The sequence below is a fragment of the Brevundimonas sp. PAMC22021 genome (genome assembly GCF_019443405.1).
Lineage (GTDB): Bacteria > Pseudomonadota > Alphaproteobacteria > Caulobacterales > Caulobacteraceae > Brevundimonas.
Genome location: NZ_CP080376.1, coordinates 1,234,687 through 1,258,930, shown reverse-complemented (window position 1 = coordinate 1,258,930; position 24,244 = coordinate 1,234,687). Strand labels below are relative to the sequence as shown.

Annotated in this window: 25 protein-coding genes; 16 read left to right on the top strand and 9 right to left on the bottom strand. The window is 65.8% G+C overall.

Annotation, left to right across the window (positions count from 1 at the left end):
• Window positions 1–47 precede the first annotated feature (47 nt).
• The 7 genes from KY493_RS06190 (at window position 48) to egtB (ending at window position 8,101) form a co-directional block, all read left to right on the top strand.
• The gene (locus KY493_RS06190; protein WP_219898087.1) at window positions 48–2,300 is read left to right on the top strand and encodes a S9 family peptidase; all 2,253 of its coding nucleotides are present in this window, start codon (window positions 48–50) and stop codon (window positions 2,298–2,300) included.
• On the top strand, window positions 2,234–3,706 hold the full coding sequence (locus KY493_RS06185; protein WP_219898086.1) for an amidase: 1,473 nt from the start codon (window positions 2,234–2,236) through the stop codon (window positions 3,704–3,706). Before KY493_RS06190 ends, KY493_RS06185 begins: the two co-directional genes overlap by 67 nt.
• A 47-nt stretch (window positions 3,707–3,753) precedes the next feature.
• Complete coding sequence (locus tag KY493_RS06180; protein ID WP_219898085.1) at window positions 3,754–3,903, top strand: hypothetical protein; 150 nt, start codon at window positions 3,754–3,756, stop codon at window positions 3,901–3,903.
• 6 nt (window positions 3,904–3,909) lie between these two features.
• Window positions 3,910–4,206, top strand: a complete 297-nt coding sequence (locus KY493_RS06175) for a SemiSWEET family sugar transporter (RefSeq protein ID WP_219898084.1) — start codon at window positions 3,910–3,912, stop codon at window positions 4,204–4,206.
• 80 nt (window positions 4,207–4,286) lie between these two features.
• Window positions 4,287–4,592, top strand: a complete 306-nt coding sequence (locus KY493_RS06170) for an SCP2 sterol-binding domain-containing protein (RefSeq protein ID WP_219898083.1) — start codon at window positions 4,287–4,289, stop codon at window positions 4,590–4,592.
• 74 nt (window positions 4,593–4,666) lie between these two features.
• The gene (locus tag KY493_RS06165) at window positions 4,667–5,890 is read left to right on the top strand and encodes an acyl-CoA dehydrogenase family protein (RefSeq protein ID WP_219898082.1); all 1,224 of its coding nucleotides are present in this window, start codon (window positions 4,667–4,669) and stop codon (window positions 5,888–5,890) included.
• A gap of 48 nt (window positions 5,891–5,938) precedes the next feature.
• Complete coding sequence (gene egtB / locus KY493_RS06160; RefSeq protein ID WP_219898081.1) at window positions 5,939–8,101, top strand: ergothioneine biosynthesis protein EgtB; 2,163 nt, start codon at window positions 5,939–5,941, stop codon at window positions 8,099–8,101.
• 74 nt (window positions 8,102–8,175) lie between these two features.
• On the opposite strand, the gene KY493_RS06155 is transcribed toward egtB, so the two are convergent.
• Together KY493_RS06155 and KY493_RS06150 are read right to left on the bottom strand one after the other, a co-directional pair.
• The gene (locus KY493_RS06155) at window positions 8,176–8,400 is read right to left on the bottom strand and encodes a general stress protein (protein ID WP_219898080.1); all 225 of its coding nucleotides are present in this window, start codon (window positions 8,398–8,400) and stop codon (window positions 8,176–8,178) included.
• Window positions 8,401–8,525: 125 nt separating this feature from the next.
• Window positions 8,526–8,684, bottom strand: coding sequence for a hypothetical protein (locus tag KY493_RS06150; RefSeq protein ID WP_219898079.1), 159 nt, complete (start codon window positions 8,682–8,684; stop codon window positions 8,526–8,528).
• Between the two features lie 124 nt (window positions 8,685–8,808).
• Here KY493_RS06150 and KY493_RS06145 point away from each other — a divergent pair, with 124 nt between their 5' ends.
• The gene (locus tag KY493_RS06145; protein WP_219898078.1) at window positions 8,809–9,108 is read left to right on the top strand and encodes a hypothetical protein; all 300 of its coding nucleotides are present in this window, start codon (window positions 8,809–8,811) and stop codon (window positions 9,106–9,108) included.
• A gap of 10 nt (window positions 9,109–9,118) precedes the next feature.
• Here the strand turns inward: KY493_RS06145 and KY493_RS06140 are convergent, their stop codons facing one another.
• Window positions 9,119–9,820: an MBL fold metallo-hydrolase gene (locus KY493_RS06140; RefSeq protein ID WP_304502414.1), complete on the bottom strand. Its 702-nt coding sequence runs from the start codon at window positions 9,818–9,820 to the stop codon at window positions 9,119–9,121.
• A gap of 180 nt (window positions 9,821–10,000) precedes the next feature.
• Between KY493_RS06140 and tig the strand changes: the two genes are divergently transcribed.
• The 3 genes from tig (at window position 10,001) to KY493_RS06125 (ending at window position 12,546) form a co-directional block, all read left to right on the top strand.
• On the top strand, window positions 10,001–11,344 hold the full coding sequence (gene tig / locus KY493_RS06135; RefSeq protein ID WP_219898077.1) for a trigger factor: 1,344 nt from the start codon (window positions 10,001–10,003) through the stop codon (window positions 11,342–11,344).
• Between the two features lie 161 nt (window positions 11,345–11,505).
• Window positions 11,506–12,153, top strand: coding sequence for an ATP-dependent Clp protease proteolytic subunit (locus KY493_RS06130; protein ID WP_219898076.1), 648 nt, complete (start codon window positions 11,506–11,508; stop codon window positions 12,151–12,153).
• Window positions 12,154–12,225: 72 nt separating this feature from the next.
• The gene (locus KY493_RS06125; RefSeq protein WP_219898075.1) at window positions 12,226–12,546 is read left to right on the top strand and encodes a hypothetical protein; all 321 of its coding nucleotides are present in this window, start codon (window positions 12,226–12,228) and stop codon (window positions 12,544–12,546) included.
• Window positions 12,547–12,549: 3 nt separating this feature from the next.
• Here the strand turns inward: KY493_RS06125 and KY493_RS06120 are convergent, their stop codons facing one another.
• On the bottom strand, window positions 12,550–13,206 hold the full coding sequence (locus tag KY493_RS06120; protein WP_219898074.1) for an HAD-IB family hydrolase: 657 nt from the start codon (window positions 13,204–13,206) through the stop codon (window positions 12,550–12,552).
• Window positions 13,207–13,401: 195 nt separating this feature from the next.
• On the opposite strand from KY493_RS06120, the gene clpX reads away from it, so the two are divergent.
• Window positions 13,402–14,670, top strand: coding sequence for an ATP-dependent Clp protease ATP-binding subunit ClpX (gene clpX, locus KY493_RS06115; RefSeq protein ID WP_219898073.1), 1,269 nt, complete (start codon window positions 13,402–13,404; stop codon window positions 14,668–14,670).
• A gap of 369 nt (window positions 14,671–15,039) precedes the next feature.
• Window positions 15,040–17,436 carry an endopeptidase La gene (lon, locus tag KY493_RS06110; protein ID WP_219898072.1) on the top strand — a complete coding sequence of 799 codons (2,397 nt, stop codon included), beginning with the start codon at window positions 15,040–15,042 and terminating at the stop codon, window positions 17,434–17,436.
• A gap of 66 nt (window positions 17,437–17,502) precedes the next feature.
• On the opposite strand, the gene KY493_RS06105 is transcribed toward lon, so the two are convergent.
• Window positions 17,503–19,845, bottom strand: a complete 2,343-nt coding sequence (locus tag KY493_RS06105; protein ID WP_219898071.1) for an ATP-dependent helicase — start codon at window positions 19,843–19,845, stop codon at window positions 17,503–17,505.
• Between the two features lie 84 nt (window positions 19,846–19,929).
• Window positions 19,930–20,169 carry a ribbon-helix-helix domain-containing protein gene (locus KY493_RS06100; protein WP_219898070.1) on the bottom strand — a complete coding sequence of 80 codons (240 nt, stop codon included), beginning with the start codon at window positions 20,167–20,169 and terminating at the stop codon, window positions 19,930–19,932.
• Window positions 20,170–20,275: 106 nt separating this feature from the next.
• Between KY493_RS06100 and KY493_RS06095 the strand changes: the two genes are divergently transcribed.
• Complete coding sequence (locus KY493_RS06095; protein ID WP_219898069.1) at window positions 20,276–21,184, top strand: DMT family transporter; 909 nt, start codon at window positions 20,276–20,278, stop codon at window positions 21,182–21,184.
• Between the two features lie 152 nt (window positions 21,185–21,336).
• Here KY493_RS06095 and KY493_RS06090 read toward each other — a convergent pair whose 3' ends face one another.
• The gene (locus tag KY493_RS06090) at window positions 21,337–21,513 is read right to left on the bottom strand and encodes a DUF4169 family protein (protein ID WP_219898068.1); all 177 of its coding nucleotides are present in this window, start codon (window positions 21,511–21,513) and stop codon (window positions 21,337–21,339) included.
• 92 nt (window positions 21,514–21,605) lie between these two features.
• Here KY493_RS06090 and KY493_RS06085 point away from each other — a divergent pair, with 92 nt between their 5' ends.
• Entirely contained in the window at window positions 21,606–21,842 is a 237-nt protein-coding gene (locus KY493_RS06085; protein WP_219898067.1) for a DUF2171 domain-containing protein, read from the top strand.
• Window positions 21,843–21,913: 71 nt separating this feature from the next.
• Here the strand turns inward: KY493_RS06085 and fumC are convergent, their stop codons facing one another.
• Window positions 21,914–23,305 carry a class II fumarate hydratase gene (gene fumC / locus KY493_RS06080; protein WP_219898066.1) on the bottom strand — a complete coding sequence of 464 codons (1,392 nt, stop codon included), beginning with the start codon at window positions 23,303–23,305 and terminating at the stop codon, window positions 21,914–21,916.
• A gap of 84 nt (window positions 23,306–23,389) precedes the next feature.
• Here fumC and KY493_RS06075 point away from each other — a divergent pair, with 84 nt between their 5' ends.
• Window positions 23,390–23,746 carry a RusA family crossover junction endodeoxyribonuclease gene (locus tag KY493_RS06075; RefSeq protein WP_219898065.1) on the top strand — a complete coding sequence of 119 codons (357 nt, stop codon included), beginning with the start codon at window positions 23,390–23,392 and terminating at the stop codon, window positions 23,744–23,746.
• A gap of 10 nt (window positions 23,747–23,756) precedes the next feature.
• Here KY493_RS06075 and KY493_RS06070 read toward each other — a convergent pair whose 3' ends face one another.
• Window positions 23,757–24,230, bottom strand: coding sequence for an SspB family protein (locus tag KY493_RS06070; RefSeq protein WP_219898064.1), 474 nt, complete (start codon window positions 24,228–24,230; stop codon window positions 23,757–23,759).
• Window positions 24,231–24,244: the final 14 nt, after the last annotated feature.

The following is a 24,244-nucleotide window of genomic DNA, read 5'->3' as shown; positions in this document are numbered from 1 at the left end:
GGATTTTCCCTGATGACGGCCACGGAATCGCCAGATAGCTTGGCCGGATGCGCACCCTTCTACTCGCCTCTTCCATCCTGCTGTCGGCCGGTTCGGCCCTGGCGCAGGCGCCCGCCGATCCTGCTGTTCTGACGCCCGAGCGCGTGTTCGCAAGCCCGAGCCTCGCCGGTCCCGTCGCACGCGGCGTCAGCCTGTCGCCGGACGGACAGCTGGTCGCCTTTTTGCGCGGACGCGAGGACGATTCGAACGTCCAAGACCTGTGGGCCGCCCCGACCGGAGAGGGCGAGCCCTATAAGCTGATCGACGCCCGCGCGCTGGCGCCCGAGGCCGGCGAACTGTCGGAAGCGGAAAAGGCGCGCCGGGAACGGCTGCGGATCAGCGCGCGGGGCGTGGTCGACTACGCCTGGGATCAGCAGGGCCGCTATATCCTGGCGCCGCTGGAAGGCGACCTGTTCCTGGCGACGCGGGCCGATGGATCGGTGCGCCGTCTGACCGAGACCGAAGCGGATGAAATCGACGCCAAGGTGTCGCCTAAGGGTTCCTACGTCTCCTTCGTGCGCGACCAGAACCTGTATGTGCAGGACCTGGCGACCGGGCGCGAGACCCCAATCACCGACGACGGGCGCGACCTGATCACCTGGGCCACGGCCGAGTTCATCGCGCAGGAGGAGATGAAGCGGTTCACCGGTTATTGGTGGAGCCCCGACGAGCGTTACATCGCGCTGACCCGCGTGGACGAAAGTCCGGTGGACATCGTGCCGCGCTTCGAGATTACCGGCGCGGGCACGACCGTGGTCGAGCAGCGCTATCCCAAGGCAGGACGCCCGAACGCGGTCGTCGAGCTGTATGTGCGCGACCTGATCAGCGGCGACCGCATCAAGGTCGATCTTGGCGACAACACCGACATCTATCTGGCGCGGGTCGATTGGTCGAATGACGGTCGCACCCTGTACGTCCAGCGCCAGTCGCGCGATCAGAAGCGGTTGGACCTGCTCAGCGTCGATCCCGCGACTGGACGCTCACGCGTCATCGTCAGCCAGCGGGCGGACGCCTGGGTCGATCTGAATGACGACTTCCATGTGCTGCCGGACGGCCGCTTCATCTGGTCGAACGAGGACTCCGGCTGGCGTCACCTCTATCTGTATGACCGCAACGGCCGGGTGGTGCGGCCGATCACGCGCGGAGACTGGCCGGTCAAGGGTTTGAACGGCGTCAACGAACAGACGGGCGAGGTCTTTTTCACCGCCTCCATGCGAGACGGCAAGGAGCTGCCGATCGAGCAGCAGCTGTTCCGCGCCAGCCTGAACCGCACCGAAACGCCGGTAGCGATCACCCCGGCTGGCGGTTGGTGGAACGCCTCGGTCAATGCGCCGGGCACCGCCTACGTCGGCAACTATTCCGATCCGAAGACGCCGCCGCAGTCGGCGCTGTATCGCATGGACGGGACCCGCGTGCGCTGGATCGAAGAGAACCGGCTGGACGCCGACCATCCCTTTGCGTCCTACGTCTCGCGTCTGCGCGAGCCCGAGTTCGGAACCCTGCAAAGCCATGGCCAGACCCTGGTCTGGCGCATGCAGACGCCGCCGAATTTCGATCCCTCGAAGAAATACCCAGTGGTGATGCAAGTCTATGGCGGGCCGGGCACCGGCGCCGGCGTGCAAAAGAGCTGGCAACCGGCGACGAGCCAACTGCTGACGGAGGCTGGTTATATTGTCTTCCGTCTGGACAACCGGGGTGAGGGTGACCGCTCGCAGGCGTTCGAGACCAGCAACTATCGCCAGCTCGGCGTCGTAGAGACCGAGGACCAGACCATGGCGGCGCAGTGGCTGAAGCGTCAGCCCTTCGTCGACGGCGACCGCATCGCCATCATGGGCTGGAGCTATGGCGGCTTCATGAGCCTGATGACCCTGACTGAGCCCGAGGCGGGACTGGCCGGGGCGATGGCGGGGGCGGCGCCCACCGACTGGGCGCTGTACGACACCCACTACACCGAGCGGTACATGTCTACCCCGCAGGCCAATCCGGAGGGCTATGCCCGCACCGACGTCCTGCCGCGCCTGGGGGACATGACCGGCCGGCTGTTGATCCTGCACGGCATGGCCGACGACAACGTCATCCTGCCCAACGCGACCCGCGTCATCGACAAGCTGCAGGAACAGAGCCTGCCGTTCGAGATGATGCTTTATCCCGGCCAGCGGCACGGCGTCCGCGGCGATCCGAGACAACTGCAACAATGGCGCACCTATCTGGACTTCCTCGATCGCACTATCGGGACGCGCTCGCACGAGGCGGAGGACTGATCGGCGGGGCGCTGGCGGCCTTGTCGCTCGCCGCCTGCGCCTCGGCGCCCGCCATCGACACCGCTTCGCTGCAACAGCGTGACGCGGCCTACGCCAGCGTGATCCGGTTCGCCGAGGCGCCGGTCGCGAGCGGCCGTGGACCGCTGTCCGGCATGCCGGTGCTGCTGAAGGACAACATCGAGACGCGCGACATGCCGACCACGGCCGGCTCGCTGGCTCTGACCGACAACGCGCCGGGGCGGGATGCGCCCCTGGTGACGCGGCTGCGTGACGCGGGCGCGGTGATCCTGGGCAAGACCAATCTGTCGGAGTGGGCCAATATCCGTTCGTCGGAGTCGATCAGCGGCTGGAGCGCCGTCGGGGACCAGACCCGCAACCCCTACGACCTTGAGCGCACGCCCTGTGGCTCCTCGTCCGGCAGCGCGGTGGCGGTCGCCATCGGCCTGGCTCCCGCCGCCATCGGGACGGAGACGGACGGCTCGATCACCTGCCCAGCCTCCGTTAACGGCGTGGTTGGCTTCAAGCCGACGGTGGGCCTGGTCTCGCGCACCCATGTGGTTCCGATCAGCCACTCCCAGGACACCGCTGGGCCGATCACGCGAACGGTAGAGGATGCGGCACTGGTTCTAAGCGCCCTTGCCGGCAGCGACCCGGCCGACGCGGCCACGGTCGAAGCCGACGCCCGCAAGGTCGATTATCGGGCGACGCTGGACGCCGGATCGCTACGCGGCGCGCGCATCGGCGTGATGCGGTTTCTGTTGGACGGCTACTCCGCCGAAACCCAGGCCGCGTTTGAGCAGTCGCTGGCGGCACTGCGCGCTGCGGGCGCGGAGGTGATCGAAGTGACCGAGGCGCCGGCCGACTACCAGCGGATCGGGGGCTGGGAACTGACGGTCCTGCTGACCGAACTGAAGCATGACCTCAACGCCTATCTGGCGTCCACGAACCCCGCGCAGGTTCGGACCCGCACCCTGGCCGAGGTGATCGCGTTCAATGCCGCCGAGCCGCGCGAGACGGTGCTGTTCGGGCAGGATCTGTTCGAGCGCGCCGAGAAGACCGGCGGCCTCGACGATCCCGCCTATGTCGAGGCGCGCACGCGTTCGCTGAAAGCGGCGGGCGAGGACGGCATCGACCGGATGATGCGCGATCATCGGCTGGTCGCGCTGATCGCCCCAACCACCTCGCGGGCCTGGACCAACGATCCCAAGGACGAGGACGAGATGCAGGGTTCGGCTAGTCGCCTGGCGGCCGTGGCCGGCTATCCGCACCTGACCGTTCCCATGGGTCTGGACCGCGGCATGCCCGTGGGCCTCAGCTTCATCGGCGGCAAGTGGGACGACGCCCGCATCCTGTCCCTGGGCTATGCCTACGAACGGGTTCGCGCATTTCAGCCCGCGCGCCCCTAAAGCGTGTCCAACCGCGAACGCCCCGTCGGCTGGCGCGTTGAGCGGCCATGGAAATGATTCTTCTGCTCATCGGCGCCGTTGTGCTGGCCGGGGCGCTGTTCGCGGTCTCGTCGATGCGCAACAGGCCGGCCCATTTCGTGGACAAGGACGCGGACGGGGAACCGGACGAGCCCGGCGGTCCGGCGACAGGCCTGTAGCGCGACATGAACGTGGATCATCAACTGATCGCCAACGTGATCGGCTCGGCCGCGGCTGTCTGCTCGGTCACCAGCTTCGCACCGCAGGCCCTGAAAATCTGGAAGACGCGCGACGCTTCGTCGATCAGCCTGCGCACCTATTCGCTGACGGTCAGCTGCTTCATCCTTTGGGTGATCTATGGCGTGATGACCGAGGCCTGGCCGGTGACGGTGTCGAACGTCTGCGCCTTGGGCATGTCGACCATGGTGTTGGTGATGAAGTGGCGCTTTCGCGACGGCGATCCTAAGGAAGCCGCCGCCTGACCCTTACCCAACGTGATCTTGGCGCCCTCTGCGGAGCGCGCTAGGCCTTATCCATCAACCGTCCCAAGGAGACGTTCAACATGGCCGATCTGGCTCAAGTGACCGAAAAAATCCGCGCCGCCGTTGGCGACAACTCCGGCCTCGGCAAGACCGTGAAGCTGGATCTGGACGGTCAGGACAAGATCTTCATCGACGGCGCATCGGTCCCGAACACCGTCACCAACGAGGACAAGCCGGCCGACGCCACCGTCTCGATGAAGTGGGACGACTTCACGGCGCTGTCCGAAGGCCGCCTCGATCCGATGATGGCCTTCATGCAGGGCAAGCTGAAGATCGCCGGTGACATGATGATCGCTCAGAAGCTGGCGCCGCTGCTGAAGCGCTGATGCGCGGCGATTGACGAACCGGATCGACGGCGCGGCTCCACGGAGACCGCGCCGTTTTCGCATTGGGGACGACCATGGATTTCCGGCACAGCGATCGCGGTTTGGAGTGGCAGGCGCGCCTGCGCCGCTTTCTCGACGAGCAGGTCATCCCGCGTGAGGGAGAATACCGGGCTCAGGTCGCGGCCGATCCCTTGCGCCAGCCGCCTGTCATGGAGGCGATGAAGGCGTCGGCTCGGTCGGAAGGCTTGTGGAACCTGTTCCTGCCTGGCGAGGATGGAGCGGGCCTCAGCAATCTGGAATACGCGCCCCTGGCCGAGATGATGGGCCATCATCTGTGGTCGGCCGAAGTGTTCAACTGCAACGCGCCGGACACCGGCAACATGGAGGTGCTCCACCTCTATGGCGACGAGGCGCAGAAGACGCGCTGGCTGCGTCCGCTGCTGGATGGCGCCATCCGTTCGGCCTTTCTGATGACCGAGCCGGAGGTGGCCTCGTCCGACGCGACCAACATCCAGACCCGGATCGAACGGGATGGCGACCATTATGTCGTTAACGGCCGCAAATGGTGGTCCACCAACATGGCGCATCCCAACGTTCAGATGGCCATCGTCATGGGCAAGACCGACCCGGACGCAGCGACCCACGTCCAGCAGTCGCAGATCATCGTGCCCGTGGACACGCCCGGCTTTCGCGTTGAGCGGATGCTGTCGGTGTTCGGCTATGACGAACGCCCCATCGGTCACGCCGAGGTGGTGCTGGAGAACGTGCGCGTGCCGGCCGGCAACCTGATCGCGGGCGAGGGCAGAGGGTTCGAAATCGCCCAAGGTAGGCTGGGGCCCGGCCGAATTCACCACTGCATGCGGGTGATCGGGGCGGCCGAGAGGGCGCTGGACCTGATGTGCGAACGGCTGCTGTCCCGCACAGCGTTCAGGAAGCGCCTGTCCGAACACTCGGTTTGGGAGCAGCGCGTCGGCGAAGCGCGCACCAACATCGAGATGTGCCGTCTGCTGGTGCTGAAGGCCGCCTGGATGATGGATGAGGTGGGCGCAAAGGGCGCGCGCTCGGAGATCGCGCAGATCAAGGTCGCCGCGCCTCGCATGGCGCTTCAGGTCATCGATGACGCCATCCAGGCGTTCGGCGGCGCGGGTGTCTCGGCCGACACGCCGCTCGCGGAACTCTACGCCTCGGTTCGGACGTTGCGCATAGCGGATGGTCCGGACGAGGTGCACAACCGCACCATCGCTCGGCTGGAGTACGGACGTATCGCCGACAACAGCCGAGGACGGACGGAACCTTGACCGTAAGCGCCCGTTCTGAAGAAGGGCGAGCCAGTGAGAGTCAGCGCAATGAATGCACGCACAGAGCCTGACGCCCGCTCCGCCGTCGAGATCGATCGCTTTCGCCAGGTCCGCGCGCGCATGGCCGAGCTGGCGCAGGGCTTGTCGGCCGAGGACCTTGCCGCGCAATCCATGCCGGACTGCAGTCCCGGCAAGTGGCATCTGGCGCATACCAGCTGGTTCTTCGAGGCGATGTTGCTGGCGAGCGAACCAGGCTATCGACCGGTGGACGAGCGCTATCAGGCGCTGTTCAACTCCTACTATGAGGCGCTGGGCGAACGGGTGGCGCGTCCGGAACGAGGGCTGATGACCCGGCCCTCGCTGGACGAGGTCATGGCCTATCGCCGCGAGATCGACCGACGGATGACGGTTTTTCTCGGGGACGCGCCAACCGACGGGCTGACGCGCTATCTGCTGGAACTCGGCCTGCACCACGATCAGCAGCATCAGGAGTTGTTCCTGATGGACCTGCTGAACCTGATGTCGCGCTCGCCGCTCGATCCGGCGGCCTATGTCGAGGAGCCTCGTGAGGCAAAGCCGGAGAGCCCAAATGGCGGCTCCACCCGCTTCGATGGCGGCGTGGTGAAAATCGGCGCCGACAAAGCGGGCTTCGCCTTCGACAACGAAGGACCGAGGCACAAGGTGTTCCTGGCGCCCTTCGCGCTGGACCACGATCTGGTGACCAACGGGGATTGGCTCGAGTTCATCGCCGCAGGCGGCTATGCGCGGGCGGACCTGTGGCTTTCGGACGGCTGGGCGACGGTCAAGGCTGAAGGCTGGACTGCCCCCTTGTACTGGCGCCAAGAGGCCGACCACGGCTGGACGGTCATGACGCTCGCCGGGCGCAGGCACGTCGATCCCGCATCGGCGGTGCGTCACATCAGCTTTTATGAGGCCGACGCCTATGCGCGGTTCGCGGGCAAGCGCCTCCCGACCGAGGCGGAATGGGAGCACGCGGCCACGATGCGCCCTGACGCCTTCACCAACCTGGCAGGTGAGGTCTGGCAATGGACCGCCAGCGCCTATCAGCCCTATCCGGGCTTCAAGCCCACCGAGGGCACGGCCGCCGAGTACAACGGCAAGTTCATGGCCAACCAGATGGTGCTGCGCGGCGGATCGTTCGCGACGCCTCCGGGACATGCCCGGATTACCTACCGCAACTTCTTCTATCCCCAGCAAAGGTGGGCCTTCATGGGACTGCGACTGGCCGCCGACGCGTCCGAGACAGAGAACAGAGCGGAAGGGGATGCGCTCGACGCCTTTCGGAGCGACCTGATCGACGGGCTGTCCCGCACTCAGAAATCGACGCCGCCCAAATGGTTCTACGATGCGGAAGGCTCTCGCCTGTTCGAGGAGATCACGCGCCTTCCCGAATACTACCCCACGCGTCAGGAGACGGCGCTGCTGCGGCGCACGGCGAGCGATCTCGCGGGCATGATCGGACCGGGCGCGGTGCTGGTGGAGTTCGGCTCGGGCGCCAGCGAGAAAACCCGCATTCTGCTGAATGCCGCCACGAACCTTTCGGCCTATGTGCCGCTCGATATCAGCGAAACGGCGCTCAACGAAGCGGCGGCGGCGCTGAAGCAGGACTATCCGACCCTGAACGTGGCGCCGGTGTTGGGTGACTTCGAGACCCTGGCGACCTTGCCGGACAGCCTGGGGACCGGGCGCAGGGTTGGCTTCTTCCCCGGATCGACGATCGGCAATCTGGAGCCGGACCAGGCGATCCGATTCCTGCGCGAGGCGCGCCGCATGCTCGGCGAGGAGGCGCTGTTCATCCTGGGCGTCGATCTGGTCAAGGATCCCGCCGTGCTGACCGCCGCTTATGACGACAGCCAAGGGGTGACGGCGGCCTTCAACCGCAACCTTCTGGTCCGGGCCAATCGCGAACTCGGGGCCGACTTCGACCTGGACGCCTTTGAACACCTCGCGCTGTGGCGGGCGGATCGATCGCGCGTCGAGATGCACCTGCGCGCCAGGACCGCGACGCCTGTGGACGTGGCGGGACAGCGATTCGCCTTCCAGCCGGGCGAGACGGTGCACACCGAGAGCTCGCGCAAGTTCACGCGTGAGCTGGTCGAGGAGATGGGGGAGGCGGCCGGATGGACCCTTCAGCGGTTTGACGTCTCCGATGATCCCGCGGTGGCGCTAGCGACGTTGACCGCGCGCTAAGGCCAACGATCTCAAATGCAAAAGAGGCGGCGAACCTGAGCGCGCCGCCTCTTTCTGTTTGCCTGCGCGAGAAATCACTCGGCCGGAGGGGGCGCGTCGTCCTTGCGGGATCCATGGGATGCCTCGCCGCCCTTTCGCCCGGCCTGGGCCGCGAGACCCCGATCCTGGGAAAAGCTTCGCTTTTCGCTCGGCACGCTGGCGCCGCCCTTGCGCGCGATTTCGCGCTGCCGCTCCGGGTCCATCGAGGCAAAGCCTCGTTTGGAAACACCAGAGCCGCGTGTGGTCTGTCCTTCCGCCATCTGAGGTCCTTTCCTGATTGTTGTGGCGCTTACCAAAGTGAACCCGGTTGAATCGGAGCGGTTCCGGCCGGATTTCAGTTTTCATGGCCCGCTGATCTTGGATGAATCCCCGGCTTGACTGAGGTTCACCCGTAAGGGCGGGAATCGCCTGGATCGCCGCCGCCGGGCTGGAGCGGCGGGGCCTCGTCCGGGATGTCGGACGGGTCCAGTTCCGGCTCGGGCATGGGGCTGGGGTCGATCTCCGGACCTGGGACGCCGGGGGGTGTCGGTTCGATGTATGTCATGGTTGTCTCCTGTGGGTGGACAACGCGCGCGCGACGCGCCCGTTCACCCACGGACGCCAGGAACCGCTGCTGTGCTGGCGGGTTCTTCGGCCGATAAAACCCACCGCCATCAACGGAGACACCGATGACCGACAGCTATCCCTCGACCTCGCCCGACGACATCGTCACCGAAGGCGACGATCTGTCGCGCCGACTGGAGCGTGACGCAGACGCCCTGCTCACCGGCGAAGGCGGAGGCGCCGGCTCCACGTCCGAGGGCGTTGCTTCCCTGCGCCAGGCCGTGCGCGAAGACGCAGGCAAGGTAAAGGCGTTGGCTCAGACCACAGCTGCCGACACCCGTGACCGCATTGTCGAAGAGCCGCTGAAGGCCACCTTCTATGCCCTGATCGCGGGCGTGCTGCTGGGCGTGCTGCTCAGCCGCTAAACAGCGAAGATCAGGCGAGGCCGGTCGCGGGTCGTGCGACCGGCGCTCGGCCGAGCGCCGCATCCGACACGAACGGGTTGGTGCGCCTCTCCTCGCCAAAGGTGGAATGCGGTCCGTGGCCCGGCACGAAGGTCACGTCGTCACCCAGCGGCCAGAGCTGCTCCACGACCGAGCGAAGCAGCGCCTCGTGATTGCTGCGAGGAAAGTCGGTGCGGCCGATCGAACCCTTGAACAAGACGTCGCCGACCTGGGCGAAGCGGGCCTCTGGGTTGAACAGGATGACGTGGCCCGGCGTGTGGCCGGGGCAGTGTCGCACCTCCCACGTCGTTTCGCCCAACGTCAGGCGGTCGCCGTCTTGTAACCAGCGATCCGGCGTGAAGGTGCGCGCCTCCGGCAGGCCGTACATCTGTCCCTGGGCCGGAATGCCTTCGATCCAGAACAGATCGTCCGCATGAGGACCGATGATCGGCGCGCCCGACTTCTCCTTCATCTCGGCCGCCCCGCCGGCGTGATCGAGATGACCGTGGGTGATCCAGATCTGGTCCAGCGTCAGCCCGCGCCGCGCGACCTCCGCCAGCACCGCATCGACCGAGCCTCCCGGATCGATCACCGCCGCCTTGCTGGTCCGCGTGCACCAGACCACGGTGCAGTTCTGCTGAAGCGGCGTCACCGGCGTGATGAAGACGCCGATCGGAGAGGCTGGCTGGATCATGCCGCTTCTTAGCGACCTCTCGCCGCGTGCGGAACCATCGCCGCGTTGACCTTTGGCCTGCGCCTCGACATAAGGGCGGGCTTCGAGGCGCCGCTCCTGACGGGGGCGGCCCTCTTGCTTTATCCACTCCGCGCCGGCCGCTTATCGGCCCCGGCGCCCCAGAGCGTCAGAATCCCGACCATGCAAGTCGTCGAAAAGTCGAACGAAGGCCTCAGCCGCGTGATCGCGGTGACCATCCCCGTGGCGGAGCTGAACGCCAAGCTCGACAAGCGCATCAAGGACGTCGCCCCGCAGATGAAGCTGAAGGGCTTCCGTCCGGGCAAGGTGCCGGTCTCGCATGTGCGCAAGACCTTCGGCCGCGACTTCATGGGCGAGATCATCAACGCCCAGCTGAACGAAACCAGCCAGAAGGCGCTCGACGAAGCCAAGCTGCGTCCCGCCGCTCCGGCCGAGATGAAGCTGGTGTCGGACATGGACAAGGTCATCGCGGGGCAGGAAGACCTGTCCTACGAGATGGCTCTGGAAGTGATGCCGGACTTCACGCCGGTCGATCCCAAGACGCTGAAGCTCGATCGTCCGACCTATGAGGCGTCCGACGCCGATCTGGACGAGGCGCTGACCGAGCTCGCCGGCCAGGCCAAGACCTACGAAGACAAGAAGGGCAAGTCGGTCAAGGCGGCGGACGGCGACCAGCTGACCATCGACTTCGTCGGCAAGATCGACGGCGAAGCCTTCGAAGGTGGTTCCGCCGAGGACGCGGACCTGGTGATCGGCTCGGGCCGCTTCATCCCGGGCTTCGAAGAACAGCTGAAGGGCGCCAAGGTCGGTGAGGACAAGACCGTCGAGGTGACCTTTCCCGAGGACTACCAGGCCAAGCACCTGGCCGGTAAGGCCGCGACCTTCGACGTCAAGGTCAAGGCCATCAAGGCCGAGGCCGAGTCGAAGATCGACGACGATTTCGCCACGCGCATCGGGCTGGAGTCGCTGGACAAGCTAAAGGAGCTGCTGAAGTCCAACCTCGACCAGCAGTACAGCCGCCAGATCCGCTTCAAGCTGAAGCGCGCCCTGCTGGACCAGCTGGATGAGGCGCACGACTTCCCGCTGCCGCCCAAGATGGTCGAGGCCGAGTTCGACGGCATCTGGCAACAGGTCGAGGCCGACAAGGCCGGCGGCCGCCTGCCGGAAGAGGACGCCGCCAAGTCCGACGAGGAGCTGAAGGCCGAGTACCGCACCATCGCGGAGCGCCGCGTGCGTCTCGGTCTGGTGCTGGCCGAGATCGGCCGCGCCAACAACGTTCAGGTCACCGACCAGGAGCTGAACGCCGCCATCCTGCAGGAAGCCCGCAACTATCCGGGTCAGGAGCAGCAGGTGCTGAACTTCTATCGTCAGAACCCGAACGCCGCCGCCCAGATGCGTGCGCCGATCTATGAAGAGAAGGTGGTCGACCTGATCGTCGGCGTCGCCGACGTGACGGATACCCCGATCACCAAGGAAGAGCTGCTGAAGGACGACGAAGAGGGCTGACCTCTTCCGCAGTTCGACGAAGAACAAGGGCGGGGCCGCAGGCTCCGCCCTTTTCACATGCGCCGTCCGACCTTGCGGCGCGGGCTGCGGGACGCGATATGCAAACCAAGGGCAGGCGACCGAGCGAGTCGCGCCCACTCAACGCATCCGAGAAGGCCTTCATGCGCGATCCGATCGATTATCTGCAATCCAACCTCGTGCCCATGGTGGTCGAGCAGTCGAGCCGTGGGGAGCGGTCCTTCGACATCTTCTCGCGCCTGCTGCGCGAGCGGATCATCTTCCTGACGGGGCCGTTCGAGGACGGCATGGCGTCCCTGATCTGCGCCCAGCTGCTGTTCCTGGAATCGGAGAACCCGAAAAAGGAAATCAGCATGTACATCAACAGCCCCGGCGGTCAGGTGACCTCGGCGCTCGCGATCTACGACACCATGCAGTACATCAAGAGCCCGGTCTCGACCGTGGTCATGGGCATGGCCGCCTCGGCCGGCTCTCTGATCCTGACGGCGGGCGAGGCAGGCCAGCGCATCGCCCTGCCGAACGCGCGGGTGATGGTGCACCAGCCGTCCGGCGGCTTCCGCGGCCAGGCCTCGGACATCGAGCGCCACGCCGAGGACATCCGCTACACCAAGCGCCGGCTGAACGAGATCTACGTCCACCACACCGGCCGAACGCTGGAGGAGGTCGAGAACACGCTGGACCGCGACCACTTCATGTCGGCCGAGGAAGCCAAGGCGTGGGGCATCGTCGATCACGTCTACGATCGCCGCGAACAGGCCGACGCCGACGGCATCAAGACGCCCGGCGCCTGATCCGGCTGCGGCTGAGCACGGAAAGGCGCACCCTGACGGGTGCGCCTTTTTCTTTTGTGCTATCAGCGCGCGATGCAGCACACGCGAGATTCAAGCGGCGTCGTCGAGGTCGATGGCGAAACCTATGAGTGGGAAATCCGTCGTCAGCCCCAGCCGAGAGGCGGGGGTAAGTGGGACGGCCTGGCGCTGTCCCTGCGGCTCAAGGATTTCAAGCGCGAGGCCATTGTCCAGTTTCCCATGCCGATGCGCGCGAACGGGCAGCCGGACGTGGAAAAGCAGCGCGTCAACGTCGACGCCATCCGCAACGCCGTGACGTCGGCGATCGAGGCGGGCTGGGCCCCGACCTCGCGCGGCAAGGCGATGGTGTTTGATGTGGACGCCAACGGCCACTGACAGTCAGGGCCGTTGCGTGAACACCCGGAAACCGGGTTCATCGGCGATGGCAAGCATTTCCGTGTCTCCGGATGTGTCGCCGTAAGCGGCGCGCAAACGGATGTCGGGCCCAAAGGCGGCGCGCAGGCGGTTGACCTTTTCGGCGCCCCGGCAGTTCTCACGGGCGAAGGCGCCGGTCACCCGGTCCTCGTCGTCAAAGGCGATCTGAGTGCCCAACAGGGCGTCGGCGCCGAGTCTGCGGGCGAACGGCGCCACCGTCTCTTCCGGAGACGCGGTGACGATCACGCGGTAGGCCCCGCGTTCACCCCAGCTGTTCCAGCAGGCAAGGGCGTCCGGGCGCATGAAGCGCGACCACGAGTCGGCGGCGAACGCTTCGGCGTCGGCATCGAGTTCGGCGCGTGAGACGCCGCTGAGAAACTCCCGGACCGACGCGGCCTTGATCCGCCCCCGGTCCCGGGCGCGGGCATAGTGAGCCAGCGCGGGCGCGAGCTTGACCAATCCCAACGCCCAGCCGCCCGGACCGGCGCGCCAGCGCAGGAACTCGGTAAAGCTGTCGCGGATCGTCAGCGTACCGTCGAAATCGAACGCGACGACAGGGCGTCGGTCGGGATCGGTCGAATGGGAGTGGCGAAGCGGCTCCATGCTCCCCATGTCAGACATTCGCCGTGATCCTCATCAAATCTGACCCATTCTCGCGTTGCAGCAATCCCCGGTCGCCTTCGGGGTTGTGGCGGAACGAGCGATGGGTGATTGTCATTTTTTGAAGACCTTCGCGATCAGGATTACGGAATCAACGCGGAGTAAGCGCGTTTCGCCTCATGTCGAGGCGCATCGCGGGAGTGAAAAGAAGGGTCCATGACCAAAGCAGCCGGCGCCGACGCCAAGAGCACCCTGTACTGCTCCTTCTGCGGCAAGAGCCAGCATGAAGTCCGCAAGCTGATTGCGGGCCCGACCGTGTTCATCTGCGATGAATGCGTCGAACTGTGCATGGACATCATCCGCGAAGAGCACAAGATCGGCTTCGTGAAGTCCAAGGACGGCGTGCCGACTCCGAAGGAAATCCGCGAGGTCCTGGACGATTACGTGATCGGCCAGTCGCACGCCAAGAAGGTGCTCTCGGTCGCGGTCCACAATCACTACAAGCGCCTGAACCACGCGACGAAGAACAACGACGTCGAGCTGGCCAAGTCGAACATCATGCTGATCGGGCCGACCGGCTCGGGCAAGACGCTGCTGGCCCAGACGCTGGCGCGCATCATCGACGTGCCCTTCACCATGGCCGACGCCACCACCCTGACCGAAGCGGGCTATGTCGGCGAGGATGTGGAAAACATCATCCTGAAGCTGCTGCAGGCCAGCGACTACAACGTCGAGCGGGCGCAACGCGGCATCGTCTACATCGACGAAATCGACAAGATCAGCAGGAAGTCCGACAACCCCTCGATCACCCGCGACGTGTCGGGCGAGGGTGTGCAGCAGGCGTTGCTGAAGATCATGGAAGGCACCGTCGCTTCCGTGCCGCCGCAGGGCGGGCGCAAGCATCCGCAGCAGGAGTTCCTGCAAGTCGACACCGCCAACATCCTGTTCATCGTCGGCGGCGCCTTCGCGGGGCTTGAGAAGGTGATTTCGGCCCGCGGCGAGGGGGCCTCGATCGGCTTCGGCGCCAAGGTCAAGGAGATCGACGAGCGACGCACGGGCGACATCCTTAAGGGCGTCGAGCCGGACGACCTGATGCGCTTCGGCCTGATTCCCGAGTTCATCGGCCGCTTGCCGGTCCTGGCGACGCTCGAGGATCTGGACGAGAAGGCGTTGGTCACCATTCTGACCGAGCCGAAGAACGCCCTGGTCAAACAGTACAAGCGCCTGTTCGAGATGGAGAACGTCGGTCTGACGTTCACCGACGACGCCTTGATGGCGGTGGCCAAGAAGGCCATCACCCGCAAGACCGGCGCTCGCGGCCTGCGCTCGATCCTTGAAGGGATCCTGCTCGAGACCATGTTCGAGCTGCCGACGTTTGAAGGCGTCGAGGAAGTGGTGGTCAACGCCGAGGTCATCGACGGCAAGGCTCAGCCGCTGCTGATCTATTCCGAAGCCTCCAAGAAGAAGGCCGACGGCGCCGCCTGATCGGCGCAGTTGACCGAACAAGCAAAGGCGAGCTTCCGGGCTCGCCTTTTTCTTTGGGCGTCGTGTTCCGGCCGCCTCACCGTTCGAACAGGCGAGCACCGGCCTGGCCGGAACGAAATGACGCGACGCACACGGCTCGGCGCATGCGCCTTGCTGCGACTGACGCAACCGGGACCCGCAAGTGCTTCCGGCGGCAAGGGCCACGATGTTGGCGGCCACTCTTCCGTCACGCTTGAACCCTGCCGCCCAGAGGCCACATACTCACCCGAACGCCGTCGGAACCGACGGGCCGCTTCGATCCGCCAAGGCATGACGCCGAGGCGGGCGCGGCGGCGGGCCGGAGATCACCAAGGGCCCAGGAGTGCGCATATGTCCGAGACCAAGATCCTTCCCGTCCTCCCGCTACGCGACATCGTCGTCTTTCCGCACATGGTCGTGCCGCTGTTCGTCGGCCGCGAGAAGTCGGTGAAGGCGCTGGACGAGATCATGAAGGGCGAGAAGCAGATCCTGCTCGCCACCCAGAAGAACTCCGTCGACGACGACCCGTCGCCCGACGCCATCTATCCCATCGGCGTGCTGGCCAGCGTGCTGCAGCTGCTGAAGCTGCCGGACGGCACGGTCAAGGTGCTGGTCGAAGGCAAGGGCCGTGCGCGCCTGACGCGCTTCACCGACCGCGCCGACTATTTCGAGGCTGAGGCCGTCGAGATCGCTGACGAACCGGGCGAACCCTCTCAGGCCGAGGCCATGCTGCGCGCCGTGGTCGAGCAGTTCGAAAACTATGTGAAGCTGAACAAGAAGGTGCCGCCCGAGGCCCTCAGCTCCATCCCGCAGATCACCGACGCCTCCAAGCTGGCCGACAGCGTGGCCGCGCACCTGTCGGTCAAGATCAGCGACAAGCAGGGCCTGCTCGAGACCATCGACGTGCCGCAGCGCCTGGAAAAGGTCTACGGCCTGATGGAGGGCGAGATCAGCGTCCTGCAGGTCGAAAAGAAGATCCGCAGCCGCGTGAAGCGGCAGATGGAGAAGACCCAGCGCGAGTACTATCTCAACGAGCAGATGAAGGCGATCCAGCGCGAGCTGGGCGAGACCGACGATCAGCGCGACGAGATCATGGAGCTCGAGAAACGCATCCGGAAGACCAAGCTGTCCAAGGAGGCGCGCACCAAGGCCGAGGCCGAGGTCAAGAAGCTGCGCAACATGAGCCCGATGTCGGCCGAATCGACTGTCGTGCGGAACTACCTCGACTGGCTGCTGGCCGTGCCGTGGGGCAAGGCCAAGCAGAAGCCGATCGACCTTCAGAAGGCGGAGGACATCCTGGAAGAGGATCACTTCGGCCTGGAGAAGGTCAAGGAGCGGATCATCGAGTACCTGGCCGTCCAGGCCCGCACCGGCAGCCTGAAAGGTCCGATCTTGTGCCTCGTCGGCCCTCCGGGCGTCGGCAAGACCTCGCTGGCCAAGTCCATCGCCAAGGCGACCGGGCGTGAATACGTCCGCATGTCGCTGGGCGGCGTGCGGGACGAATCGGAAATCCGTGGCCACCGCCGGACCTACATCGGCTCCATGCCTGGCAAGATCATCCAGTCGATGAAGAAGGCCAAGACCACCAACGCCTTTGTGCTGCTGGACGAGATCGACAAGCTGGGCGCCGACTGGCGCGGCGATCCGTCTTCGGCCCTGCTGGAGGTGCTGGATCCGGCGCAGAACTCGACGTTCGGCGATCACTATCTTGAGGTGGACTACGACCTGTCGCAGGTGATGTTCGTCACGACCGCGAACAGCCTGAACATGCCGCAGCCGCTGATGGATCGGATGGAGATCATCCGGGTGTCCGGCTACACCGAGGACGAGAAGGTCGAGATCGCCAAGCGCCACGTCCTGCCAAAGCAGTTGGTGGATCACGGCCTGAAGGACGGCGAGCTGGTCGTGCCGGAAGAGACGATTCGCGATCTGATCCGCTACTACACCCGCGAGGCCGGTGTACGCTCGCTTGAGCGGGCGCTGGGCGGGCTGGCGCGCAAGGCCGTGCGCGAGATGGCCAAGACCAATGTGGCGTCGATCACAGTCGATGCGGACAAGCTGGCCGAATACGCGGGCGTGAAGAAGTTCCGCTATGGCGAGACCGACGAGAACGATCAGGTCGGCATCGTCACCGGCCTGGCCTGGACCGAGTTCGGCGGCGACATCCTGACCATCGAGGCGATCAAGATGCCGGGCCGCGGACGCATGACCGTGACCGGCAACCTGAAGGAGGTCATGAAGGAGTCGGTGTCGGCGGCGGCGTCCTACGTTCGGGCTCGCTCTCTCAGCTTCGGCGTCAAGCCGCCGGTGTTCGAGAAGACCGACGTCCACGTCCACGTGCCGGACGGCGCCACGCCCAAGGACGGTCCGTCCGCCGGCGTCGCCATGACGGTGGCCATGGTCTCGGTCCTGACCGGCGTGCCGATCAGGAAGGACATTGCCATGACCGGCGAGATCACCCTGCGCGGACGCGTGACCGCGATTGGCGGCCTGAAGGAGAAGCTGCTGGCGGCCCTGCGCTCGGGCATAAAGACGGTGCTGATCCCGCAGGAGAACGAGAAGGACCTCGCCGATGTGCCGGACAAGGTAAAGTCGGCGCTGGAGATCGTGCCGATCTCGACAGCGGACGAGGCATTGAGCTGGGCCCTGACTGGCGCCCTGACGCCGACGGAATGGGACGAAGCCGCCGACCCGTTGCCTGCCCCGCAACCGCCTCTGGACGGCGCGGCGGTCGTCGTCAGCCACTAAGAAGCCAGGCACAAGGAAAAGGGCGCGCTCCTCACGGGGCGCGCCCTTCTTCATGCGTGAGGCGGTTCAGGCTTTTTCGACAAAGGTGTCGATGACGCGCTTCTCGCCGGCCTTCTCGAAGTCGACCAGCAGCTTGTTGCCCTCGACCACCCGCACGTCGCCATAGCCGAACTTCTGGTGGAAGACGCGCTGCCCCTTGAGCCAGCCCGAGCTCGCCTTGGGATCGGCGGTGGCGACCAGACGGCCTTCGCCTTCGATGACGGCGCGTCGGGCGTGGGCGGGGCGGGGCGGCTGGGCGGCGGTAAAGGTCTGGGCGCGCTTCCAACCGGGCGAAGAATAGCTGTTGCCGAAGCTGGGGACATCGTCCCAGCGGCTCTTGGCCTCCTTCATGCCGCTGGATGCGCCATAGTAGCCGGTGTCCGACTGCGCCTCGACGTGGGCGATCGGCAGTTCGTCGACGAAGCGGCTGGGCAACTGTGAAGTCCAGCGTCCGTAGACCTGACGGTTGGCGGCGAACGAGATGCGAGCATCCTGCTTGGCGCGCGTGACGCCGACGTAGGCGAGGCGCCGTTCCTCCTCCAAGCCCTTCTCGCCCTTCTCGTCGATGGAACGCTGGCTGGGGAACACGCCTTCCTCCCAGCCGGGCAGGAAGACCAGCGGGAACTCCAGCCCCTTGGCGCCGTGCAGCGTCATGATCTGAACCGCCCCATCACCATTGGGATCGTCGCCCGCACCGCGATCGAGGTCCATGACCAGCGAGACGTGTTCCAGATAGGCCTGCAGCGTGTCGAACTGCTGCATCGACTGCACCAACTCCTTGAGGTTCTCCAGCCGCGTCTGGCCAGATGTGCGGTCGGCCTTCTGCATGTCGGTGTAGCCGCTTTCCTCCAGCACCGTCTCCATGACCTGCCAGTGCGGCGTGGTCTCGGACAGGGCGCGCCAGCGATCCAGGTCGCGCACGAAGTTGGACAGGGCTGTGCGGGTGCGGGCCTGAAGCTCGTCGGTGTTGATCAGGCCGCGCACGGCGGTCATGGCGGACAGGTCATGCTGGCGGGCGATGTGCAGGATCTTCTGCACACTGGTCTCGCCCACGCCGCGCTTGGGCACATTGACGATGCGTTCGAAGGCGAGGTCGTCGTCTTCGGAAAGGATCAGCCGCAGATAGGCGTGGGCGTCGCGGATTTCCGCGCGTTCGAAGAAGCGCGGCCCGCCGATGACGGTGTAGGGCACGGCCAGCATGACGAATCGTTCTTCGAACGCGCGCATCTGAAACGACGCGCGAACAAGAACGGCCATGTCCTTGTATTTGCGGCCATCGCGTCGTGCGGTTTCGATCTCGTCGGCGATCAGCCGAGCCTCGGCCTCGCCGTCCCAGACGCCGCGCACCCGCACCTTGTCGCCGCCGTCCACTTCGGTCCAAAGCGTCTTGCCGAGCCGGTCGCGATTGGCCGCGATCAGGCCGGACGCAGCGCCCAGGATGTGGGTGGTCGAGCGATAGTTGCGCTCCAGCTTGACGATCTTGGCGCCGGGGAAGTCGCGCTCGAACCGAAGGATGTTGTCCACCTCCGCGCCGCGCCAGCCGTAGATGGACTGGTCGTCGTCGCCCACGCAGCAGACGTTGCCGGTCGAGGCGGTCAGCAGCCGCAGCCAAAGGTATTGGGCGACGTTGGTGTCCTGATACTCGTCCACCAGGATGTAGCGAAATCGCCGCCGATATTCTTCAGCCAAGTCAGCATGCTGCGACAGGATCGTGATGTTGTGCAGCAGCAGATCGCCGAAATCGCAGGCGTTCAGGGTGCACAGACGGGCCTGATAGGCGGCGTACAGCCCCTGGCCCTTGCCGTTGGCGAAATCCTCGCCGGGCGGCAGCTTCTCGGGCGTCCAGCCGCGGTTCTTCCAGTGATCGACCAAGCCGGCCAGCGAACGCGGCGTCCAGCGCTTGGTGTCGATATTGGCGGCTTCCAGCAGCTGCTTCAGCAGCCGCTCCTGGTCGTCGGTGTCCAGGATGGTGAAGGTCGACTTTAGCCCCACCAGTTCGGCGTGGCGGCGCAGGATCTGGGCGGCGATGGAGTGAAAGGTGCCGAGCCAGCGCAGCCCTTCGGTATCCGGGCCGATCAGGTGCGTGATCCGCTCGCGCATCTCGCGCGCGGCCTTGTTGGTGAAGGTGACGGCCAGCAGCTCCCACGGCCTGGCGCGTCCTGTCGCCAGGATGTGCGCCAGGCGGGTGGTCAGGACCCGCGTCTTGCCCGTGCCGGCCCCCGCCAGCACCAGCACCGGCCCCTCGGTCGTCTCCACGGCTTCTCGCTGTTCGGAGTTCAGGCCGGCGAGATAGTCATTGGCCGGCGCGTGGCCGGCGGGAGCTCGGGCGCGGGCGAGATCGGAGATGCGGGGGGAAGGCAGGTCGGTCACGACGGGCGGGTAACTTCACAAGACGGCTGAATCGAGGTGAGAACATATGTAGCACATCGGCGTAAGTCAGCCGCGCGCCGCGCCTTATTCCGGCGCGTCGGCGGCGAATGATCGATCGCCGCCGGCCCAGGCCAGCGCCAGCAGACGACAGGCCGAGGCCAGCGGCCGACGCCCGCGCCGTTCATCGATGCGGATCAGCAGGCCGGCGCGGGTCAACTGCAGGGTCTCGGCGACGGCGTCCAAAATCGCCCAGAACTCGGGCTCCAGCGCCACGGAGGTCGCGTGGCCGGACAGGCTCACCGAACGCTTTGTCAATCCGGCCATGGCCTTGCTCCTTACCGGCGATGCGTGACACATCCGGACGCCCGATGTGAAGCGCCGGATGTCGCATCCATGCTAACGGCGGCTGATCCTGCTCAACCGAGACGCCATGACGACGACCCCCCGCATCCTGTCGCCCGCCTGGTTGGCCATCGGCGGCGTTCTCGCCTGCGCCCTGATCTGGGGCACCACCTGGTACGCGATCACGCTGCAGCTCGGCGTCGTGGATCCGGTCGTCTCGGTCGTGTGGCGATTCGGCCTGTCGGCGCTGGTGATGTTCGGCTTCTGCATGGCGACACGCCGACAGGTCCGGATGAATCGCAGCCAGCACCTGGCCGCGCTGGGGCAGGGGGCGTTCGTCTTCGCCGCCTCCTACGGCTTCGTCTATGCGGCCGAGGAGCGGGTCGCCTCGGCGGTCGTGGCGGTGATGTTCGCGGCCCTCGCGTTCCTGAACCTGGCTCTGTTCCGCATCGTCGTGGGCCAAAAGGCGTCGCGCGAGGCCTGGGGCGGGGCCTTGTGCGGCGTGCTTGGGGTCGCCGTGCTGTCGGGCGGCGAGATCCTGGCGGCAGGGCTGGACCGGACAGCCCTGACCGGCGTCGCCTTTGCCCTGGTCGCCACCTTCAGCTCGACGCTCGGCAACTACTTCGCCTGGCGGGGGCAGCAGGCGCAGGCGCCGATCGCGACGGCGACAGGCTGGGCCATGGCTTATGGCACGGGGATGCTGGCGCTTTACGGCTTTGTCACCGGCGTCGAGTGGCGGATCGTGGCCGAGCCCAGCTATCTGCTGTCGCTGCTCTATCTGTCGCTGTTCGGCTCGGTGATCGCCTTCGGGCTGTATTTCTCGATCGCGCGGCTGAAGGGCTATGCGACCGCCAGCTACATCTCGGCCCTGACGCCGCCGATCGCCATGCTGGTGTCGGTGTTGTTCGAGGGCGCGCGATTTGGTCTGTCGGCGCTCCTGGGCCTGATCTTGGTGTTGGCTGGGCAGCTGCTGCTGATCCGTTCGCCCAAGGCTTGAGGCGGACCCTCAGCGGGGCGACGTCTTCTTCGCTGAGGCGGTGGAGGCGGGCGCAGATTGTCTCCGGCTCCACTTGGCGAGCCTTCGCACGATCAGCAGGGTCAGCAGGCCGTGGCTTGGACGAAAGGCGGATGGGCATGGTGGCCTCCGCTTCAATCGTCCAGCTTTGCGCCATCCAGATGCTTCGAAAGCCGCTTTCGCTCCGCCTCAGCCTGTTCGCGCTCCACGCGGGTGCGGCCGTGCGCCACGCGATTGGCGACGGCCTTGGCCTTTTCGTCCATGCGCGCCTTGGTCTTGCGCGCCCGGTTCAGGTTCACGACCTCGCCCATGCGCGGTCCCTCCTTGAGCCCGAAACCGCAAAGGCTCGGGTGCGTTAAGTCCGCAGGCAATCTGCCATGGCTTACCAACGCGAGGAACCATCATGATCAACTCGGCCGACATCAAGGAACATCTGGAAGTGCTGGGCTCGGACGGCGGTCACGTCGGTCGCGTGGACCATGTGCTGGGCGACCAGATCGAGCTGGCGAAGCTCGACATCGCCGGCGGCTTCAAGCACCACCTGATTCCGGTGTCCTGGGTCCAGCGCGTTGACGACAAGCACGTCCACCTGTCGATCACCAAGGACGAAGCCAAGCAACGCTGGACCGAGAAGCAGTAAGCGACCTTCTTCCGTCAAAGAAAAGAGGCCCCGCCGACGATCGGCGGGGCCTTTGTCGTTTCAGCGCCGGATCACTGCGGCGAGATCATCTTCTCGGGCCGCACCGCCTCGTCGAACTCGGCGTCGGTCAGGTAGCCGCCGCCGACCGCCTCTTCGCGCAGGGTGGTGCCGTTCTTGTGCGCGGTCTTGGCGATCTTGGCGCAGGCGTCGTAGCCCAGCTTGCCGTTCAGGGCCGTCACCAGCATCAGCGAGTTGTTCAAGCCGCGCTCGATGTTGTCGCGGCGGGGCTCGATGCCGACGACGCAGTTCTCGGTGAAGCTGACCGCCGCATCGGCCACCAGACGCACGGACTGCAGGAAGTTGTAGGCCATCACCGGGTTGAAGACGTTCAGCTCGAAATGCCCCTGCGAGCCGGCGAAGGTCAGGGCGGCGTTGTTGCCGAACACCTGCACGCAGACCTGGGTAAGAGCCTCGCACTGGGTTGGATTGACCTTGCCCGGCATGATGGAGCTGCCCGGCTCGTTCTCCGGCAGGGCCAGTTCGCCCAGGCCCGAGCGCGGGCCGGAACCGAGAAAGCGGATGTCGTTGGCGATCTTGAACAGGCTCGCGGCGACCGTGTTGATCGCCCCGTGAGTGAAGACCATGGCGTCGTGTGCAGCCAGGGCCTCGAACTTGTTGGGCGCCGTGGTGAAGGGCAGGCCAGTGATGGAAGCGATCTTGTCCGCCACGCCTTCCGCAAAGCCGACCGGCGCGTTCAGGCCGGTGCCGACGGCGGTGCCGCCCTGCGCCAGTTCCATCAGCTTGGGCAGGCTCTGCTCGATCCGCTCGATGCCGTTCTCGACCTGCTGCACATAGGCCGAGAACTCCTGGCCCAGCGTCAGGGGCGTGGCGTCCTGGGTGTGGGTGCGGCCGATCTTGATGATGTCCTTCCACGCCCCGGCCTTGTCGTTCAGGGCGTTGCGCAGCGTCTGAAGTGCAGGGATCAATCGGTGCACCACCTCCTCGGCGCAGGCGACGTGCATGGCCGTGGGATAGGTGTCGTTGGACGACTGGCTCATGTTGACGTGGTCGTTGGGGTGGACGGGCGTCTTGGAGCCCATCTCGCCGCCCAGCATCTCGATGGCGCGGTTCGAGATCACCTCGTTGGCGTTCATGTTCGACTGGGTGCCCGAGCCGGTCTGCCAGACCACCAGCGGGAAATGATCGTTCAGCTTGCCCTCGATCACTTCGTCCGCGGCCTTGACGATCGCGTCGCCAACGCCGGCGTCGAGCTTGCCCAGCGCCATGTTGGTCTCGGCCGCCGCCCGCTTGACGATGCCCAGCGCTCGCACGATCGGCAGCGGCTGCTTCTCCCAACCAATCTTGAAGTTGCCCAGCGAGCGCTGCGCCTGCGCGCCCCAATAGCGGTCGGCGGCGACCTCGATGGGGCCGAAGGTGTCGGTTTCGGTGCGGACGTTGCTCATCGTACAGGCTCGATTTCAGACGTGGCGGAGATGTGTCGAGGCGTGTAGCACGGGAGCCATGCAGGACAAGGCGAGGCCATCACGATGACCGCCGGCTGGGTGGGCACGGGCAAGGTCCGAGCGCGAGAGGACGATCAGTCGGTCGAGATCGTGGTCGATGGCCTGACGACGCAGGCCAAATACTACAAGCCGCTGATCTATGAGTTCATGCGCAAGGAATGGCGCGGCGCGCGGCCGTCATGGGGCGACCACGTGGTGGAGATCCGCATGGAGCATGTGGGCGAGCCGCCGGTGATGGACCTGGACAACCTGGCCAAGGCGATCCTGGACGCCATCAAGGGCTATCTGTTCCACGACGACGCGCAGGTCGCGCGGCTGCTGGTGGAGCGGTTCGAGGGCGAGCGCGAGCGGATCGTGGTGCGCAGCTATCCGCGCGCCTGACCGGCGCTGGTCACTTCTTCCGAAACTGATCCAGCGACACGACCTTGGGGCCGTCAGCGGCCGGAGCCGGGCCGTCGGGCTCAGGGCTCGGCGTGGGCTCTTCGATCACCTCGGGGTCGTCCCACTGCAGCATGAACTGCACGCTGGGGTCGTAGAAGCGAGTCACGGCCGCATAGGGCATGGCCAGCACGCGCGGAATGCCGCCGAAACGCAGCTTGACCGAGAAGCGGTCGTTCTGGACATCCAGATCTTCGTACTGGTGCTGGATCACCACGGTCATCTCGTCGGGATACTTCGCCAGGATGTCCGGCGGCACGGAAACGCCGACCGCGCGCGTCTTAAAGGTGATGTAGAAATGATGCGCCCCCGGCAGGCCGGCGGGCGAGGCGGCGCGCAGCAGGCCGTCGCGGATCACCGTCCGCAACGCTTCGTGCGTCATCGTCTCATAGTCCATTTCGTCGACCGGCGGGGTCTGGTCGGTCATCGTCACCTCGGCTG

What these genes read in the sequence shown, in the direction of transcription:
- KY493_RS06190 (WP_219898087.1), top strand. Translation starts at nt 48, where the DNA reads ATGCGCACCCTTCTACTCGCCTCTTCCATCCTGCTGTCGGCCGGTTCG.
- KY493_RS06185 (WP_219898086.1), top strand. Translation starts at nt 2,234, where the DNA reads ATGGCGCACCTATCTGGACTTCCTCGATCGCACTATCGGGACGCGCTC.
- KY493_RS06180 (WP_219898085.1), top strand. Translation starts at nt 3,754, where the DNA reads ATGGAAATGATTCTTCTGCTCATCGGCGCCGTTGTGCTGGCCGGGGCG.
- KY493_RS06175 (WP_219898084.1), top strand. Translation starts at nt 3,910, where the DNA reads ATGAACGTGGATCATCAACTGATCGCCAACGTGATCGGCTCGGCCGCG.
- KY493_RS06170 (WP_219898083.1), top strand. Translation starts at nt 4,287, where the DNA reads ATGGCCGATCTGGCTCAAGTGACCGAAAAAATCCGCGCCGCCGTTGGC.
- KY493_RS06165 (WP_219898082.1), top strand. Translation starts at nt 4,667, where the DNA reads ATGGATTTCCGGCACAGCGATCGCGGTTTGGAGTGGCAGGCGCGCCTG.
- egtB (WP_219898081.1), top strand. Translation starts at nt 5,939, where the DNA reads ATGAATGCACGCACAGAGCCTGACGCCCGCTCCGCCGTCGAGATCGAT.
- KY493_RS06155 (WP_219898080.1), bottom strand. Translation starts at nt 8,400, where the DNA reads ATGGCGGAAGGACAGACCACACGCGGCTCTGGTGTTTCCAAACGAGGC.
- KY493_RS06150 (WP_219898079.1), bottom strand. Translation starts at nt 8,684, where the DNA reads ATGACATACATCGAACCGACACCCCCCGGCGTCCCAGGTCCGGAGATC.
- KY493_RS06145 (WP_219898078.1), top strand. Translation starts at nt 8,809, where the DNA reads ATGACCGACAGCTATCCCTCGACCTCGCCCGACGACATCGTCACCGAA.
- KY493_RS06140 (WP_304502414.1), bottom strand. Translation starts at nt 9,820, where the DNA reads ATGATCCAGCCAGCCTCTCCGATCGGCGTCTTCATCACGCCGGTGACG.
- tig (WP_219898077.1), top strand. Translation starts at nt 10,001, where the DNA reads ATGCAAGTCGTCGAAAAGTCGAACGAAGGCCTCAGCCGCGTGATCGCG.
- KY493_RS06130 (WP_219898076.1), top strand. Translation starts at nt 11,506, where the DNA reads ATGCGCGATCCGATCGATTATCTGCAATCCAACCTCGTGCCCATGGTG.
- KY493_RS06125 (WP_219898075.1), top strand. Translation starts at nt 12,226, where the DNA reads ATGCAGCACACGCGAGATTCAAGCGGCGTCGTCGAGGTCGATGGCGAA.
- KY493_RS06120 (WP_219898074.1), bottom strand. Translation starts at nt 13,206, where the DNA reads ATGTCTGACATGGGGAGCATGGAGCCGCTTCGCCACTCCCATTCGACC.
- clpX (WP_219898073.1), top strand. Translation starts at nt 13,402, where the DNA reads ATGACCAAAGCAGCCGGCGCCGACGCCAAGAGCACCCTGTACTGCTCC.
- lon (WP_219898072.1), top strand. Translation starts at nt 15,040, where the DNA reads ATGTCCGAGACCAAGATCCTTCCCGTCCTCCCGCTACGCGACATCGTC.
- KY493_RS06100 (WP_219898070.1), bottom strand. Translation starts at nt 20,169, where the DNA reads ATGGCCGGATTGACAAAGCGTTCGGTGAGCCTGTCCGGCCACGCGACC.
- KY493_RS06095 (WP_219898069.1), top strand. Translation starts at nt 20,276, where the DNA reads ATGACGACGACCCCCCGCATCCTGTCGCCCGCCTGGTTGGCCATCGGC.
- KY493_RS06090 (WP_219898068.1), bottom strand. Translation starts at nt 21,513, where the DNA reads ATGGGCGAGGTCGTGAACCTGAACCGGGCGCGCAAGACCAAGGCGCGC.
- KY493_RS06085 (WP_219898067.1), top strand. Translation starts at nt 21,606, where the DNA reads ATGATCAACTCGGCCGACATCAAGGAACATCTGGAAGTGCTGGGCTCG.
- fumC (WP_219898066.1), bottom strand. Translation starts at nt 23,305, where the DNA reads ATGAGCAACGTCCGCACCGAAACCGACACCTTCGGCCCCATCGAGGTC.
- KY493_RS06075 (WP_219898065.1), top strand. Translation starts at nt 23,390, where the DNA reads ATGACCGCCGGCTGGGTGGGCACGGGCAAGGTCCGAGCGCGAGAGGAC.
- KY493_RS06070 (WP_219898064.1), bottom strand. Translation starts at nt 24,230, where the DNA reads ATGACCGACCAGACCCCGCCGGTCGACGAAATGGACTATGAGACGATG.